We start from the raw sequence: 14930 nt of genomic DNA, 5'->3' as shown, positions 1-14930 counted from the left end.
CCGTTCGCGATGCGCATCTACATCTATGTCTTCTTGATCGCCGCGGCGGTGACGTACCTGACCACGCCGTTCGTGCGACGGATGGCCCGGCGCATCGGCGCGATCACCCCGGTGCGCGACCGCGACGTCCACGTGGTGCCGATCCCTCGGCTGGGCGGGTTGGCGATGTTCCTCGGGTTCGCCGCGGCGCTGTTGGTGGCCTCACGCACCGAGTTCCTCGGTCGGCTGTTCGTCGGGGGCGAGCCGTGGGGGGTGTTGTTGGGCGCACTGGTGGTGGTGCTGCTCGGGGTCGCGGACGACGTGTGGGACCTGGACGCCATCACCAAGCTCGCCGGCCAGGCCCTGGCCGCCGGGTTGATGGCGTGGAAGGGCGTCCAGCTGGTCTTCCTGCCGATCTTCGGGGTGACCATCCCCTCGTTCGGCACCCTGTTCGTGCTGACGGTGCTGATCATCGTGGTGACCATCAATGCGGTGAACTTCGTCGACGGTCTGGACGGCCTGGCTGCGGGCATCCTCGGCATCGCGGGCACCGCGTTCTTCAGCTACACCTACCTGCTGGCCAAGGATCAACTGCCCAACGTGCCCGAGGCGAGTCGCAGCTACGCCTTCGCCTCGCTGGCCTCACTGATCACGGCGGCGATGGTGGGGTGTTGTGTCGGCTTCCTGCCGCACAACTTCAACCCCGCCCGGGTGTTCATGGGCGACTCCGGCTCGATGCTGCTGGGCCTGTTGCTGGCCTCCTCGACGGTGACCATCACGGGGGTGGACCCGGGCGCGGTGCGCCTGGCAGCGCCGGCCTTCTTCCCCTTGGTCATCCCGCTGGCGGTGCTGGCCGTCCCGCTGATCGACCTGGGCATGGCCGTGGTGCGGCGCACCCGGGCCGGGCGCAAGCCGTGGCATCCGGACAAGTCCCACCTGCATCACCGGTTGTTGCGCCTGGGGCACAGTCACGCGCGCGCGGTGCTGCTCATCTACCTCTGGACGGCGATCGCTGCCTTCGGGGTGGCGCTGATGGCCTTCGTGCCGGTGCTGACGGCGCTGGCCGCGGGGGCAGGAGCGATCATCGTGGCGCTGGGCATCACGCTCGGCCCGCTGCGCGGCCGGCCGGGCAGCGCTGCCGTCGCCACCGGGAACCACGGGTCCACGGTCACCGAGTGGACCGGACAACAGTCGCCGGAACACTCGCCGATCGGGCAGCCGTCCCACCCGTCTCAGCCGTCGCCACCGTCGCGGGCGCCTCAACAGAGCGGTCACGCACGGTGATGTGCCACGGGATTGTCCCGGCCTGCGACAAGCCGCTCGTGATTGATTTCACAAGCTCTTCGGGTGGAGGTTCACGGTGATGGAGGGTGCGCGCCGAGCGGTCGAGCACGACCGGCCGTGGGCCGTCCTGCTGCGCTCTGCATTGGTGCCGGTGGCCGGGGTCGGGGTGATCGCCACCGTGATCGGGGCGTTCGTCTCGCCGGCCCACGCGTCCGGTGCGCTGGTCGGTGCGGTACTCGCCGCGGTGTCCTTCGCGGCTGGACCGCTGATCTTGGCCATGGCTGGAAACTGGGCGCCACCTGCGGTGATGGCCGCAGCCTTCGGGGGATACCTGACCTTGGTCGGCGTCCTGGCGGTGATCTACCTGCTGCTCTTGCCGGCCGAGTGGATGGCGCACGCCGCCACCGGATGGACGCTGCTCGCCGGTGCCTCGGCGTCCATCGCCGGTCAGATCCGCGCGATGTCACGAATGCGCATTCTCGCGTTCGGCTCGCCGGTAGCGCCGTCCGTCGATGCGACCACCGGTCGCGAGGTGCCGGAACGTGCTGATCAGAGCGCCGACGACCCGTCGGGACCTCGTCCAATCGGCGGAGCGTGACTGATAGGGTTTCACCCGATGGACGACGACGCCCAGTCTCCCGGAGCATCGGGTGAGGCTGCCGCGTGGACCGTCCTGGCGCACCTGATCTCCGGACCACTCCTGTACGGGGGGCTGGGCTGGTTGTTGGATCGATGGCGTGACACCTTCCCGGTGTTCACCGCCCTCGGGTCCGGCGGCGGCATGGCCCTCGCTCTCTACCTGGTGTGGTTCCGGTACGGTGCGCTCCGGCCCCCGCCGTCGGCTTCCTCGGATGCCGTCGATGACCTGGAGTGAGGAGACGAGTGAGCCTGCTACTCGCAGCCAGTGAGGAAGGTGGCTTCGAGGCCCCCGGGCCCGCCGACTTCTGGCAGCCGCTCATCGGTGGTGACAGTGACTGGGCGATCACGCGGCCCATGGTGCTGCTGGCCATCTCGCTGGTCGTCATCGCCGCCTGGTTGTTGATCGCCACCCGCAAGCTGAGCGTGGTGCCCACCAAGGGTCAGTGGATGACCGAGGGCGTCTACAGCATGGTGCGCAACGGCGTCGCCAAGGACGTGATCGGTAGCCACGACTTCCTGAAGTTCGTGCCGCTGCTGTTCACGATGTTCCTGCTGATCCTGGTCAACAACCTGTTCGGCATCACGCCGTTCCTCCAGTTCCCGACGATGAGCCGGATCGGCTTCCCGGCCGGCCTGGCCCTGGTGGTCTTCGTCGTCTACCACGTCGTCGGGATGCGCTCGATGGGCGTCGGTGGCTACTTCGGCCACATGGTGCCGCCCGGGTTGCCGAAGGCGATCGTGCCGCTGATCTTCTTCCTGGAACTGGTCACCTACTTCTTCACCCGGCCGGTCACGCTCGCCCTGCGTCTGTTCGGCAACATGTTCGCCGGCCACATCCTGTTGTTGCTCTGTGCCCTGGGCGGTGAGCACCTGCTCTTCGGTGACACCGGCCTGGGCATGAAGGCGACCGGCGTGGCCGTGTATGCCGGTGGTTTCGTGATGACGCTCTTCGAGGGCTTCGTCGAGTTCCTGCAGGCCTACGTGTTCACCCTGCTGTCGGCGCTGTACATCGCCGGCTCGCTGGCGCAAGACCACTGATGTCCCACTGATCCACCGCCCCACCCCGGGCCGGTGCCGGATGGCGCCGCGCACCGACCCACTCGAGACACCGGGACCCCCTGGTGCCACAACGGAGAAGAGAGAGAGATCATGAGAGGTTCCCTCGCCATCGTCGGGTACGGTCTGTCGGCCATCGGCCCCGGCATCGGTGTCGGCCTGATCTTCGCCGCGTACGTCAGCGGTGTGGCACGTCAGCCGGAGGCCCGTAACCTCCTGCAGCCCATCGCGATCCTGGGCTTCGCCCTGGCCGAGGCGCTGGCCATCTTCGGTATCGCCCTGGCGTTCGTCTTCGCCGACTAGTACGGCGCTCCACAGCCGATCCACATCAGACCTGAGGAGTGAGCGTGCAACACCTTGCCTCGGCCCTCGCAGAGGGGAACGCGACCAAGGCGCCGATCCTGCCGCACTACGGTGAGCTGATCTTCGGGCTCGTCGTCTTCGCGATCCTGTACGTCATCGTCGCGAAGAAGGTCGTGCCCCGCCTGGAGAAGGTCTACGCCGAACGCACGGCGGCCATCGAGGGCGGCATCGCCAAGGCCGAACAGGCCCAGGCCGAGGCCGCCGCCGCCCTGGCGGAGTACCGGGCTCAGCTCGCCGACGCCCGCGGGGAGGGCCAGAAGATCCGTGAGGATGCCCGCGCCGAGGGCGCGGCGATCCTGGCCGAGATGCGCGAGCGGGCTCAGGTCGAGGCCAATCGCATCACCGCGGCTGCCCAGCAGCAGATCCAGGCCGAGCGCCAGCAGGCGGTGGTCCAGTTGCGGGGCGAGGTCGGGGCCATGGCCACGACCTTGGCGTCCAAGATCGTCGGGGAGTCGCTCGAGGACCACGCCCGCGCCAGCGGCGTGATCGACCGCTTCCTCGCCGAGCTGGAGGCCTCCGCCAACGGCGCCGGCACCCGCGGGCAGGTCTGACATGCGTGGCGTGAGCAAGGCGTCGCAGATCGCCGGGCAGGAGCAGGTCGAAGCCCTGCTCCGCGCCGGCAGCGTGGACCCTGCCGCGCTCGCGGAGGACTTGTTCGGCGTCACTGGCGCCCTGGCGTCCAGTGCCGGCCTGCGCCGGGCGCTGACCGACCCCTCCCGGGACGGCGAGGCCAAGGCAGGTCTGGTCGCGCAGCTGTTCGGCGGCAAGATCTCGGGCAGCGCGATCGATCTGGTCTCCGGGCTGGTTCGTGGGCGCTGGTCGGCCGGTGGCGACCTCACCGACACCGTCGAGGCCCTGGCGGTCTCGGCCGTGCTGGCCGGGGCCGAGCGCGCCGGTCGGCTCGAGTCGGTCGAGGACGAGCTGTTCCGCTTCGGCCGCACCGTCGGTGGCGACCAAGGCCTGCGTGACGCGTTCTCGGCCCGCACCGAGGGCAGCGCCCGCAAGGGTGACCTGGTGCGAGCGTTGCTCGGCGGCAGGGCTGCTCCCGAGACGGTGCGGTTGGCCGTTCAGGCCGCCTCGCACCCTCGGGGCCTGCGCACCGAGCGGGCGCTCGAGGCGTACGTGGACGCCGCAGCCGCACGTCGGCGCCAGTTGGTCGCCGAAGTGGTGGTGGCGCTTCCGTTGACCGAGACCCAGCGTGACCGGCTCGGCGCAGCCCTGCAGCAGATCTACGGCCGCGCCGTCCGGCTGAATGTCGACATCGATCCGAGTGTCGTCGGCGGCATTCGGGTGCAGATCGCCGGTGAGGTGCTGGACGGCACCGTCGCCGGACGCTTGGCGGATGCCCAACGCCGCTTGGCCGGCTGACGCAACTCCCTGGGCAGCAACGCTTTCCAGCAGCATCACGACAGACGATCAGAACACTTGCCGACACGGGCAGACGAGAGCAAAGAGAGCAGGGACCGACACCATGGCGGAGCTGACCATCCGTCCGGAGGAGATCCGGGGAGCCCTGGACGCCTTCGTCCAGTCCTACGAACCCGGCGCCGCCTCGCGCGAAGAGGTCGGCCGGGTGGCCGACGCCGGCGACGGCATCGCCCACGTCGAGGGCCTGCCGAGCGTCATGGCCAACGAACTGCTGAAGTTCGAGGACGGCACGCTGGGTATCGCGCTGAACCTCGACGTCCGCGAGATCGGCGTCGTGGTGCTCGGTGAGTTCAGCGGCATCGAAGAGGGCCAGGAGGTCCGCCGCACCGGCGAGATCCTCTCGGTGCCCGTCGGTGATGCCTTCCTCGGCCGCGTGGTCGACCCGTTGGGCACCCCGATCGACGGTCTGGGCGACATTCCCGCCGAGACGCGTCGTCCGCTCGAACTGCAGGCGCCGACCGTCGTCCAGCGCCAGAGCGTCAACGAGCCGCTGATGACCGGCATCAAGGCCATCGACTCGATGACCCCGATCGGGCGCGGTCAGCGCCAGCTCATCATCGGCGACCGCCAGACCGGCAAGACCGCAGTGGCGATCGACACGATCATCAACCAGAAGGCCAACTGGGCCTCGGGCGACCCGAGCCAGCAGGTGCGCTGCGTGTACGTGGCCATCGGCCAGAAGGGCTCCACGATCGCCGGCGTGCGCCGCGCGCTGGAGGAGGCCGGAGCGCTCGAGTACACCACCATCGTCGCCGCCCCCGCCTCGGACGCCGCGGGCTTCAAGTACCTCGCTCCGTACACCGGCTCGGCCATCGGCCAGCACTGGATGTACGCCGGCAAGCACGTCGTGATCATCTTCGACGACCTGACCAAGCAGGCCGAGGCCTACCGCGCCGTGTCGCTGCTGCTGCGCCGGCCGCCGGGCCGCGAGGCCTACCCCGGCGACGTGTTCTACCTGCACAGCCGGTTGCTCGAGCGCTGCGCCAAGCTGAACGACGAGATGGGCGCCGGCTCGATGACCGGCCTGCCGATCATCGAGACCAAGGCCAACGACGTCTCGGCCTACATCCCGACGAACGTCATCTCGATCACCGACGGTCAGATCTTCCTCGAGTCCGACCTGTTCAACGCCAACGTGCGCCCCGCGGTGAACGTCGGTATCTCGGTCAGCCGCGTGGGTGGTGCCGCACAGACCAAGGCCATGAAGAAGGTCTCGGGTTCGCTGCGGGTCGACCTGGCGCAGTACCGCGCGCTGGAGGCGTTCGCGATGTTCGCCTCCGACCTGGACGCCGCCTCCCGGGCGCAGTTGGCCCGCGGTTCGCGTCTGGTCGAGCTGCTCAAGCAGCCGCAGTACTCGCCCTACGCGATGGAGGAGCAGGCGGTCGCGATCTGGACCGGCACCTCGGGCCAGCTGGACAACATCCCGGCCGAGGACGTGGGCCGGTTCGAGTCCGAACTGCTCGACCACCTGCGCCGCAACACCAAGATCCTCGACACCATCCGCGAGACCAAGAACGTGGACGACGACACCGAGGCATCGCTGAAGTCGGCGGTCACCGCGTTCAAGGCCTCCTTCACCACCGGCGAGGGTCACGCCCTCGGTGCCCCGGGTGCCGAGACGGTCGAGAAGGCGCTGGACGAGCAGGACATCGACCAGGTGCAGATCGTCAAGCAGAAGCGCGGCTGACGATGGGCGCTCAGCTTCGCGTCTACCGACAGCGGATCAAGTCGGTCACCGCGATGAAGAAGATCACTCGCGCGTTCGAGCTGATCGCCACGTCGCGGATGGTCAAGGCCCAGCAGCGCACCGCGGCGTCCGCGCCGTACACCCAGGCGATCACCCGAGCGGTCTCGGCGGTGGCGACGTACTCCAACGAGGAGCACCCGCTGACCAGTGAGAAGCCGGGGGCCGACCGGGCGGCGGTGCTGTTGGTCACCTCCGACCGCGGTCTGGCCGGGGCCTACTCGGGCAACGTGATCAAGGAAGGCGACCGCCTGCACGAGCTCCTGCGCGCAGAGGGCAAGGAGGTCGACACCTACATCGCCGGCCGCAAGGGCATCGCGTTCTACAACTTCCGGCACCGTCCCATCGCCGGGGAGTGGTCGGGTCACTCGGACTCACCGACCTACGAGATGGCCCAGGAGATCGCCCGGACGTTGATCGACAAGTTCCTGCACCCGACCGACGAGGGTGGTGTCGACGAGATCCACATCGTCTACACCCGCTTCATCAACATGGTCACGCAGCAGCCGACGGTCATCCGGATGCTGCCCCTCGAGGTCGTCGAGGGTGAGGACGTTCCCGACGAGGACGACGTCCTGCCGCTGTACGAGTTCGAGCCCTCGACGGCGGCGGTGCTCGACGCTCTGCTGCCCAAGTACGTCGAGGCGCGAGTCTTCAACGCCCTGCTCACCTCGGCGGCCAGCGAGCTGGCTGCCCGGCAGCGGGCGATGAAGTCGGCGACCGACAACGCCGAACAGCTCATCCGCAAGTACACCCGCCTGGCGAACACCGCCCGGCAGGCAGAGATCACCCAAGAGATCAGCGAGATCGTCGGTGGTGCCGGGGCCTTGGCCGATGCCGGCGCTGCGCACTAGTCCCGACCCGAAAACCACCCGGTTGTTGAGAGTGAGAGAGACATGACTGCCACTGCTGTTGAGTCGTCCGCCGCCAGCGGCGCCGCCGGTGTCGGCCGGGTGTCCCGGGTCATCGGGCCGGTCGTCGACATCGAGTTCCCGGCTGACGCCATGCCGGAGATCTACAACGCCCTCAAGGTCGACGTCGCGATCGGCGGCGTGACCCGCACCCTGACCCTCGAGGTCGCCCAGCACATCGGTGACAACATGGTGCGCGCCATCTCGATGCAGCCCACCGACGGCATGGTGCGGGGCGCCTCGGTCACCGACTCGGGGGAACCGATCATGGTTCCGGTCGGTGACATCACCAAGGGCCACGTGTTCAACACGATCGGCGAATGCCTGAACCTGAAGCCGGGTGAGCGGCTCGAGGTCACCGAGCGCCGTGGCATCCACGCCAAGGCACCGGCGTTCGACCAGCTCGAGAGCAAGACCGAGATGTTCGAGACCGGCATCAAGGTCATCGACCTGCTGACCCCGTACGTGCTCGGCGGCAAGATCGGCCTGTTCGGCGGCGCCGGCGTGGGCAAGACCGTGCTCATCCAGGAGATGATCTACCGCGTCGCCGAGAACTTCGGTGGTGTGTCGGTGTTCGCCGGGGTCGGCGAGCGCACCCGTGAGGGTAACGACCTCATCGCCGAGATGACCGAGACCGGCGTCATAGAGAAGACCGCCCTGGTCTTCGGCCAGATGGACGAGCCGCCGGGCACCCGTCTGCGGGTGGCGCTGTCGGCGCTGACCATGGCCGAGTACTTCCGCGACGTCCAGAAGCAGGACGTGCTGCTGTTCATCGACAACATCTTCCGGTTCACCCAGGCCGGCTCGGAGGTCTCGACCCTGCTCGGCCGGATGCCGAGCGCGGTGGGCTACCAGCCGACCCTGGCCGACGAGATGGGTGTGCTGCAAGAGCGGATCACCTCGACGCGCGGTCACTCGATCACCTCGATGCAGGCGGTCTACGTGCCGGCCGACGACTACACCGACCCGGCGCCGGCGACCACCTTCGCCCACCTGGACGCGACCACCGAGCTCAGCCGCACCGTCGCCTCGCTGGGGATCTACCCGGCGGTGGACCCGCTGACCTCGACCAGCCGCATCCTCGACCCGCGCTACATCACGGCCGAGCACTACAGCACCGCGATCCGGGTGAAGCAGATCCTGCAGCGCAACAAGGAGCTGCAGGACATCATCGCCATCCTCGGTGTCGAGGAGCTCTCGGAGGAGGACCGGACGATCGTCAACCGGGCCCGCCGCATCGAGCGCTTCCTGTCGCAGAACACCTTCGTGGCCAAGACCTTCACCGGTCTCGAGGGATCGTTCGTGCCGCTCGCCGACACCATCGAGGCGTTCACCAAGATCGCCGACGGTGAGTACGACAACGTGCCCGAGCAGGCCTTCTTCATGTGCGGCGGTCTGGACGACGTCGAGCGCAAGGCGGCGGAGATCGCCAAGTCGCTCGCCGGCTGACTCGTCGCACGACAGGACTTATCCTGACCACAGGGAGCCGGCGCCCACGGCGTCGGCTCCCTCAGGCCCAGCAGCAGGAGGAACGGTGCCACTCGAGGTGGAACTGGTTGCCGCAGACCACAGGGTCTGGAGCGGCGAGGCGTCCATGGTGGTCGCGAGGACCCTGGACGGCGACCTCGGTGTGCTGCCCGGCCACTCGCCGGTGCTCGCCGTGCTCGCCGCATCGGACATCACGATCAAGGCCCTGGAGGGCGGGGATGTCGTGGCGCACTGCGACGGTGGATTTCTGTCCGTCGAGCACGACCGCGTCATGATCGTCTCGGACCGAGCGGACCTGGGCACGGCTCACACGGTCGGCAGCTGAGCTGGTGGCGGCATGAGCGATCTGATCGTTCCCGCCGCCGTCATCGCCGCTCTCATCCTGGGTGTGGTGGTCGTGCTCGGCGGGCTGCTGATGCGTCGCACCATCATCGGTCGTGGCGTCGGAGCCTTCGATTGCTCGTTGCGTCACCGACCCCAGACCGATGGGTGGATGTTCGGCCTTGCCCGCTACGAACACGATCGCCTCGACTGGTTTCGTCTGTTCGCCCTCACCTTTCGGCCCAGCCGCACCCTGATCCGTTCCAACCTGATCATCCTCGAGCGGCGTCGTCCCGATGGTCCTGATCAGGGCATGCTCGACAGCGACTGGGTGCTGGTGCGGTGTGCCTACGACAGCACGACGCTCGAACTGGGCATGAGCGAGATGGCCTACAACGGCCTGGCCACCTGGCTGGAGTCCGCCCCTCCCGGCGAACACGCCAACATCGCCTGACCACCCCCGCCCACCCTCCGATCAACCCCCGACCAACCCGCTCATGCTCCGCGGGTGCCGGCTCATGCTCCGCAGATGACGGTTTTCCGGGCCTCCAGGGAGCATGGGTGCGTCACTCGCGGAGCATGAGCGGGTTGGTCGGTATCAGGGGGTGGGAGTGCGGCCGCCGCCGGGGGTCCAGAGGACGTCGCCGCCGGCGGTCAGGTTGGCGTGACGACAGAGAATGAACAACAGGTCGCTGAGTCGGTTCAGGTAGGTGGCGGCCAGGGGGTTCACCCCGCCGTCCGGGTCGGTGCCGTACGAGTCCAACGCTGCCCATACGGCGCGCTCGGCTCGGCGGCAGACGGTGCGGGCCACGTGCAGGTGCGCGGCCGCCACCGAGCCACCCGGCAAGATGAACGAGCGCAGGGCGCTCAGGTCGGCATTGAACAGGTCGCAGGCGGCCTCGAGGTCGTTCACGTACTCGGCGGTGATCCGCAGCGGCGGGTGCTTCGGCGCCGGTGACAGCGGGGTACACAGGTCGGCCCCCACATCGAACAGGTCGTTCTGCACCCGGGTGAGCGTGACGGCGATGGCCTCCGAGAGCCCGCCGTGAGCCAGTGCCACGCCGATCGCGCTGTTCGTCTCGTCGACGTCGGCATAGGCGATCAGCCGCGGGTCGTTCTTGCTGGTGCGCGACATATCCCCCAGGGAGGTGGTGCCGTCGTCGCCGGTCCGGGTGTAGATGCGGGTGAGGTTCACCATGACAGCCACCCTAAGCCGCGACGTCCCGGTGCGCCGTGCTCACCCGTGCGAGCAACCTCTCGGCATGGGCTGCCCTGTCTGTGGTCACAGGGGCGCGGCATCGGGGCCGGTGTGCACGAATTGCATGATCACCATGAATTTGTGCACGAATTACATGATCACGGGGTGGCGTGCCTGACGGGGTGGTTGCGGGAGGGCCGGTCGGGCGGATGGTGCGGCAGCGTGTGCGGCGCGTTACGCGCCGGCCTCCAGGAGGCGCCGCGCCGCCGTCGCGTCCTCGGAGAAGACCATGACGGCCGGTCCCTCGTTGGTGGGCGCCAAGGTGGCCCGCAGGCCGCCGTCCGTCAGCCGCAACCGGATCATCTCGGCCTCGACGAACGTACGGGGCGCGGCGATGCGTACCAGCAGTCCGTACTCGTCGGGGGATCCGATCCGGGGACGACGCTGCACCAGCGAGCGTCCCCGTCCGCCGAAGGCCCAGCGCATCAGCAGAATCAGCACGCCGAGGCAGACCAGGGACACCAGAGGTCCGAACATGAACGAAGCGCTGCCCCACGACGGCATACCTCCAGTGTCAGTGGTCGGCCGGGGGAAACCAAGCGGAGGGGGGCCGATATCGACCGTCTGCCGGGCGTCTGTCGGCCGCGCTTCCTGGCCAGGTTCGCGGGCCTGTTCTACGCTGGGATACGCAAAGCTACTTCGCGTGACGAAGCGCAAGGGCGCGCGCTCGGAACGTGATCGACGACTGGTTCCTCGGCAGGGTTCCGAGGTGGGGGAAGAGGCAGACGTGCACAGCCTGCAGATCGATGTGCTCGCGCACGGCACACATCTGACGCTGAGCGGACGCCTCGACAGCCGATCGGCGCCCATCGCCCGGGCCGTGTTGCACAGCGCCCTGGACCAGGGTGAGGGCGACCTGTTGGTGCGGATCGGCGATCTGGAGATCTGGGACGCCGTGGGGATGAGCGTCCTGGTGGGCGCGCACGGCAAGGCCCGGCGGGCCGACCGACGCATGGTGCTGGTCGATGTCTCGCCGCGCCAGATCCGCCTGCTGAAGGCAAGCCGGGTGGGCCGGGTGCTGGCCGTCCAGCCACTCGCCGTGGCCTGACCACCGAGACGCCGCGACGCTCGTCGCACCGCGGGGTAGGTTCCCCGCGTGCACGGATCATCGCAGTTGGCGCTGCAACTCGTCGTCCTGGTGGCGGTGGCGGCGGCCGTGGCGGGCCTCGCGTCGCGGTGGGGAGCCTCGGCCCCCCTGGTGCTGACCGCGGTCGGCATCGTGGCCTCCTTCGTGCCTGCCCTGCCGCACTACGAACTCGACGCTGACCTGGTGCTCGTGGGTGTGCTGCCCCCGCTGCTCTACACCACCGCCATCCGCACCCCCTTCGTCGACCTGCGCCGCAACCGCCGGCCGATCATCCTGCTCTCGGTGGCCCTGGTACTGGTCACCGCCTTCGCCGTCGCCGTCGTCGCGACGGCGGTGATCCCGGGGCTGCCGTTCGCGGCGGCGCTCGCGCTCGGTGCGGTCGTGGCCCCGCCGGATGCCGTCGCCGCAACTGCCGTGGCGCGCCGGGTCGGTCTGCCGCGCCGGCTGGTGATCCTGCTCGAGGGCGAGAGTCTGCTCAACGACGCCACCGCGCTGGTCACCCTGCGCATGGCGCTGGCGGCGCTCGCCACCACGCTCACGATCGGCGACGTGAGTCTGTCCTTCGGCCGGGCCGTGGTGTTCGGGGTGGCCGTCGGCTGGCTGGTTGCCGCGGTGGTCACCCCGATCCGGCGCCGGGTGCACGACCCGGTACTCGACACCACGGGTTCGATGCTCGTGCCCTACATCGCCATGATCGCTGCCGAGGCCGTCGGCGGCTCCGGCGTGCTCGCGGTGGTGGTCGCCGGCCTGGTACTCGGCCACCGTTCCCCACGGATCCAGTCCGCCGCGTCCCGGGTCACCGAACGCACGCTGTTCGCCACGGTGCAGTTCGTGCTCGAGTCGGTGGTCTTCCTGCTGATCGGACTGCAGTTGCGTGATCTGCTGGACGGCGCCACGGCCGAGGGCAACTCCGCCGCGCGGATCACGTGGATCTGCTTCGTGGTGGTCGCCACGGTGATCGTCGTCCGGATCGTCTGGATGTTCCCGGCCGCCTACGCACCCCGGCTGGTGCCCGCCGTCCGGCGTCGCGAACCAGCCCCCTCGTGGCGGGGCGTGGCCGTGCTCGGATGGGCCGGCATGCGGGGCGTGGTGACGCTGGCCGCCGCCTTCACCCTCACCGGTGAGCATGCCGGCGTGCTGCAGCTGGCCGCCTTCGCGGTCGTGGCCGCCTCACTGCTGGTGCAGGGTGCCACCCTGCCCGCGGTGGTGCGCCGGCTCGGGGTGTCCGGGCCGGACGCCGCCCAGGACGCGCTGCAGCAGGCGATGGTGTTGCAGCGAGCCGTGGACGCCGGCCAGGAACGCCTCGTCCAGCGCGCCGGCGACGCCCCGCCGGAGGTGGTCGAGACCCTGCGCCAGTGGACCGACCGGTTCGCTCAGTCGGTCTGGGAACGGTTGCGCACCAACGAATCCCTGACCGAACCGCCCGCCCGGGCGTTCCGCCGGTTGCGCCTGGAGATGCTGGACGCCGAGCGCGAGGTCGTCGTCCGGGTGCACCGCTCGGGTGCCGTGGCAGCCGAGGTTCTCGGCGAGGTGCTCGCCCGCCTCGATCAGGAAGAGGCGATGCTCGAGGGACTGAGCATCGAGGATGCCGAGCCGTCGACCACGGCGACGGCCCCGAGCCCGATCGAGGCGGCCTGCGAGCACCTGGCGACCACGGACGTGCCGGTGCCGCTCACCCCGGACGGCTGCCAGGAGTGCCTCGAGGAGCAGCGCTCGGACTGGGTGGCGCTGCGACTGTGCCTGACCTGTGGTCACATCGGCTGCTGCGACTCCTCCCCATTACGACATGCCGACGTCCATCACGGCCAGACCGGGCATCCGGTGATCCGCAGCTTCGAGCTCTCCGAGTCGTGGCGGTGGTGCTATGTCGACCGGGTGCTGGGCTGATCAGGCTGCCGGCTTCTCGAGCTGACCGGTCAGACGGGTACGTCAGGTCGGCTATCGTGCGGCCATGGCGCGCTCAGGGGGGCGGGGAACGACCCGCTCGGTCGGGGAACTGATCATTGGCGGCATGATCCTGACCACGCTGGCAGGCTGCAGCCTGTTGGGGGGCCAGGATCCGACGCCCGTCGAGCTGCCCACACCGACCTCGTCCGGTAGCCCTTCGGCGTCGGGCGCCACGGCGTCGGCCTCGGCCTCATCGAGCCCGACAGCGCCTACCTCGCTGCAGGGTGCCTTCGATCTGGTCAGCTCGGGGGTGGTGCGCCTGGAGGTCGCCGGGTGCGAGACCGACGGCATGGGAACCGGATTCGCCATCGGTCCGCAGCTTGTGGTCACCGCCGCACACGTGGTGGACGGCGGCCGGTTGGTGCGGGCGATCAGTGGGACGACGTCCCGCTCGGCCAGCGTGCTCGGCCTGGACCTGGCCGCCGACGTCGCGTTGCTGCGCATGGTGACCCCGATCGAGGGGCACGAGTTCACCTTCAGCGCCGAGCCGGCCCGCGTGGGCGACCAGGTCGCCGCGCTGGGCTTCCCGGAGGCCTCACTGCTGACGTTCACCCCCGGCACCGTCAACGGGGTCGGTCGCAAGGCCGTGATCGACGGGGTGGCCCGGTTCGGGCTGCTCGAGTTCGACGCCGCCACCCACCCCGGCAGCAGCGGGGGACCGGTGGTCCGTCCGGACGGCACGGTGGTCGGCCTGGTCGACGCCGGGCCCCAGGCGGCACAGGGACGCCGGCTCGCGGTGACGTCGGCCACGGCCGAGAAGACCATCGCGCCGTGGCTCGAGCGCACCAGCCCGGTGCCGACGAAGAAGTGCCCCGAGGCGCTCGGCCCGGACGGCAAGCCGCTGCCGCCGAGTGTGGCGCCCGGCAGCGACGCGGCCCAGGCCTTCGGCACCCTGCGGCTCTACTTCGCCTCGATCAACCAGGGCGACTACTCCACGGCGCTGGCCCAGTTCGTGAAACCGCTGCCGCTGGAGGCGTTCTCGGCTGGGGTCGAGTCGAGCCAGGACGACAACTTCGTGGTCGAGGACGTCACGCGCAGCAACGGCAAGGTCGTGGTGTGGCTGACCTTCACCAGCCGGCAGCAGGCCGGGCACGGTCCGGCGGCCCGGCCGAAGGAGACCTGCACCGACTGGTCGCTGGACTACACGATGGCACCGCACAACGGGCTGTGGCTGATCGAGTCGACCAAGGGTCACGGGCAGGCCAGTCGCCCGTGTGCTGCCCCGCAAGCCACCCCCTGACCCACCACCCCGTGATCATGCAATCCGTGCACGCTCGTGAACCGGATTCACGAGCGTGCACGGATTGCATGATCACGGGTGTGGGTGGGTGGGTGGGGTGGTGTCGGGTCGAGGTGTCAGGCGTGTGGTGGTGAGACGTCTCACCAAGCAGCTGGTGGGCGTCGGACGGCGTCCGGGCTAGCCTC

General features: G+C 69.3%; 17 protein-coding genes. 15 read left to right on the top strand and 2 right to left on the bottom strand.

Translation table 11 applies throughout. The features are described 5' to 3' along the window. Window positions 1–9 precede the first annotated feature (9 nt). The 12 genes from IPK24_23145 to IPK24_23090 all read left to right on the top strand — a co-directional run bounded on the left by IPK24_23145 (window position 10) and on the right by IPK24_23090 (window position 9667). Window positions 10–1263 (top strand): undecaprenyl/decaprenyl-phosphate alpha-N-acetylglucosaminyl 1-phosphate transferase, encoded by a 1254-nt coding sequence (locus IPK24_23145; GenBank protein MBK8078363.1) that lies wholly within the window; start codon window positions 10–12, stop codon window positions 1261–1263. A 79-nt stretch (window positions 1264–1342) separates the two neighbouring features. After that, window positions 1343–1861 carry a hypothetical protein gene (locus IPK24_23140; protein ID MBK8078362.1) on the top strand — a complete coding sequence of 173 codons (519 nt, stop codon included), beginning with the start codon at window positions 1343–1345 and terminating at the stop codon, window positions 1859–1861. A gap of 18 nt (window positions 1862–1879) precedes the next feature. Next, window positions 1880–2137 (top strand): AtpZ/AtpI family protein, encoded by a 258-nt coding sequence (locus tag IPK24_23135; protein MBK8078361.1) that lies wholly within the window; start codon window positions 1880–1882, stop codon window positions 2135–2137. Window positions 2138–2145: 8 nt separating this feature from the next. After that, complete coding sequence (atpB, locus tag IPK24_23130; protein MBK8078360.1) at window positions 2146–2940, top strand: F0F1 ATP synthase subunit A; 795 nt, start codon at window positions 2146–2148, stop codon at window positions 2938–2940. Window positions 2941–3051: 111 nt separating this feature from the next. Beyond that, window positions 3052–3261 (top strand): ATP synthase F0 subunit C, encoded by a 210-nt coding sequence (locus IPK24_23125; protein ID MBK8078359.1) that lies wholly within the window; start codon window positions 3052–3054, stop codon window positions 3259–3261. A 38-nt stretch (window positions 3262–3299) separates the two neighbouring features. Beyond that, window positions 3300–3872 (top strand): F0F1 ATP synthase subunit B, encoded by a 573-nt coding sequence (locus IPK24_23120; GenBank protein ID MBK8078358.1) that lies wholly within the window; start codon window positions 3300–3302, stop codon window positions 3870–3872. A 1-nt stretch (window position 3873) separates the two neighbouring features. Next, on the top strand, window positions 3874–4689 hold the full coding sequence (locus IPK24_23115) for a F0F1 ATP synthase subunit delta (GenBank protein ID MBK8078357.1): 816 nt from the start codon (window positions 3874–3876) through the stop codon (window positions 4687–4689). Window positions 4690–4792: 103 nt separating this feature from the next. Then, window positions 4793–6436: a F0F1 ATP synthase subunit alpha gene (locus IPK24_23110; GenBank protein ID MBK8078356.1), complete on the top strand. Its 1644-nt coding sequence runs from the start codon at window positions 4793–4795 to the stop codon at window positions 6434–6436. 2 nt (window positions 6437–6438) lie between these two features. After that, window positions 6439–7347, top strand: coding sequence for a F0F1 ATP synthase subunit gamma (locus tag IPK24_23105; protein MBK8078355.1), 909 nt, complete (start codon window positions 6439–6441; stop codon window positions 7345–7347). A 42-nt stretch (window positions 7348–7389) separates the two neighbouring features. After that, window positions 7390–8853 carry a F0F1 ATP synthase subunit beta gene (gene atpD, locus IPK24_23100; protein ID MBK8078354.1) on the top strand — a complete coding sequence of 488 codons (1464 nt, stop codon included), beginning with the start codon at window positions 7390–7392 and terminating at the stop codon, window positions 8851–8853. 85 nt (window positions 8854–8938) lie between these two features. Beyond that, window positions 8939–9217 (top strand): F0F1 ATP synthase subunit epsilon, encoded by a 279-nt coding sequence (locus IPK24_23095; protein MBK8078353.1) that lies wholly within the window; start codon window positions 8939–8941, stop codon window positions 9215–9217. 12 nt (window positions 9218–9229) lie between these two features. After that, complete coding sequence (locus IPK24_23090; GenBank protein ID MBK8078352.1) at window positions 9230–9667, top strand: DUF2550 domain-containing protein; 438 nt, start codon at window positions 9230–9232, stop codon at window positions 9665–9667. A 144-nt stretch (window positions 9668–9811) separates the two neighbouring features. Here IPK24_23090 and IPK24_23085 read toward each other — a convergent pair whose 3' ends face one another. Continuing rightward, the gene (locus tag IPK24_23085; protein MBK8078351.1) at window positions 9812–10411 is read right to left on the bottom strand and encodes a cob(I)yrinic acid a,c-diamide adenosyltransferase; all 600 of its coding nucleotides are present in this window, start codon (window positions 10409–10411) and stop codon (window positions 9812–9814) included. Between the two features lie 234 nt (window positions 10412–10645). Next, the gene (locus tag IPK24_23080) at window positions 10646–10975 is read right to left on the bottom strand and encodes a hypothetical protein (GenBank protein MBK8078350.1); all 330 of its coding nucleotides are present in this window, start codon (window positions 10973–10975) and stop codon (window positions 10646–10648) included. Between IPK24_23080 and IPK24_23075 the strand changes: the two genes are divergently transcribed. The 3 genes from IPK24_23075 to IPK24_23065 all read left to right on the top strand — a co-directional run bounded on the left by IPK24_23075 (window position 10947) and on the right by IPK24_23065 (window position 14745). Further along, the gene (locus IPK24_23075) at window positions 10947–11519 is read left to right on the top strand and encodes an STAS domain-containing protein (protein MBK8078349.1); all 573 of its coding nucleotides are present in this window, start codon (window positions 10947–10949) and stop codon (window positions 11517–11519) included. The two genes, IPK24_23080 and IPK24_23075, sit on opposite strands and share 29 nt — an antisense overlap. A 72-nt stretch (window positions 11520–11591) precedes the next feature. After that, complete coding sequence (locus IPK24_23070; protein MBK8078348.1) at window positions 11592–13445, top strand: cation:proton antiporter; 1854 nt, start codon at window positions 11592–11594, stop codon at window positions 13443–13445. Between the two features lie 124 nt (window positions 13446–13569). Continuing rightward, the gene (locus tag IPK24_23065) at window positions 13570–14745 is read left to right on the top strand and encodes a trypsin-like peptidase domain-containing protein (GenBank protein ID MBK8078347.1); all 1176 of its coding nucleotides are present in this window, start codon (window positions 13570–13572) and stop codon (window positions 14743–14745) included. Window positions 14746–14930: the final 185 nt, after the last annotated feature.

The organism is Kineosporiaceae bacterium (assembly GCA_016713225.1).
Classification (GTDB): Bacteria; Actinomycetota; Actinomycetes; order Actinomycetales; family Kineosporiaceae; genus JADJPO01.
The sequence above is the reverse complement of the archived record's forward strand: the minus strand, read 5'-3'. Positions and strand labels throughout refer to the sequence as shown.

Bases quoted from the DNA above. Each gene is read 5' to 3' on its own strand.
- IPK24_23090 (MBK8078352.1), top strand. From the start codon at position 9,230: ATGAGCGATCTGATCGTTCCCGCCGCCGTCATCGCCGCTCTCATCCTG.
- IPK24_23110 (MBK8078356.1), top strand. From the start codon at position 4,793: ATGGCGGAGCTGACCATCCGTCCGGAGGAGATCCGGGGAGCCCTGGAC.
- IPK24_23065 (MBK8078347.1), top strand. From the start codon at position 13,570: ATGATCCTGACCACGCTGGCAGGCTGCAGCCTGTTGGGGGGCCAGGAT.
- IPK24_23145 (MBK8078363.1), top strand. From the start codon at position 10: ATGCGCATCTACATCTATGTCTTCTTGATCGCCGCGGCGGTGACGTAC.
- atpD (MBK8078354.1), top strand. From the start codon at position 7,390: ATGACTGCCACTGCTGTTGAGTCGTCCGCCGCCAGCGGCGCCGCCGGT.
- IPK24_23080 (MBK8078350.1), bottom strand. From the start codon at position 10,975: ATGCCGTCGTGGGGCAGCGCTTCGTTCATGTTCGGACCTCTGGTGTCC.
- IPK24_23125 (MBK8078359.1), top strand. From the start codon at position 3,052: ATGAGAGGTTCCCTCGCCATCGTCGGGTACGGTCTGTCGGCCATCGGC.
- IPK24_23105 (MBK8078355.1), top strand. From the start codon at position 6,439: ATGGGCGCTCAGCTTCGCGTCTACCGACAGCGGATCAAGTCGGTCACC.
- IPK24_23115 (MBK8078357.1), top strand. From the start codon at position 3,874: ATGCGTGGCGTGAGCAAGGCGTCGCAGATCGCCGGGCAGGAGCAGGTC.
- IPK24_23140 (MBK8078362.1), top strand. From the start codon at position 1,343: ATGGAGGGTGCGCGCCGAGCGGTCGAGCACGACCGGCCGTGGGCCGTC.
- IPK24_23075 (MBK8078349.1), top strand. From the start codon at position 10,947: ATGAACGAAGCGCTGCCCCACGACGGCATACCTCCAGTGTCAGTGGTC.
- IPK24_23085 (MBK8078351.1), bottom strand. From the start codon at position 10,411: ATGGTGAACCTCACCCGCATCTACACCCGGACCGGCGACGACGGCACC.
- IPK24_23135 (MBK8078361.1), top strand. From the start codon at position 1,880: ATGGACGACGACGCCCAGTCTCCCGGAGCATCGGGTGAGGCTGCCGCG.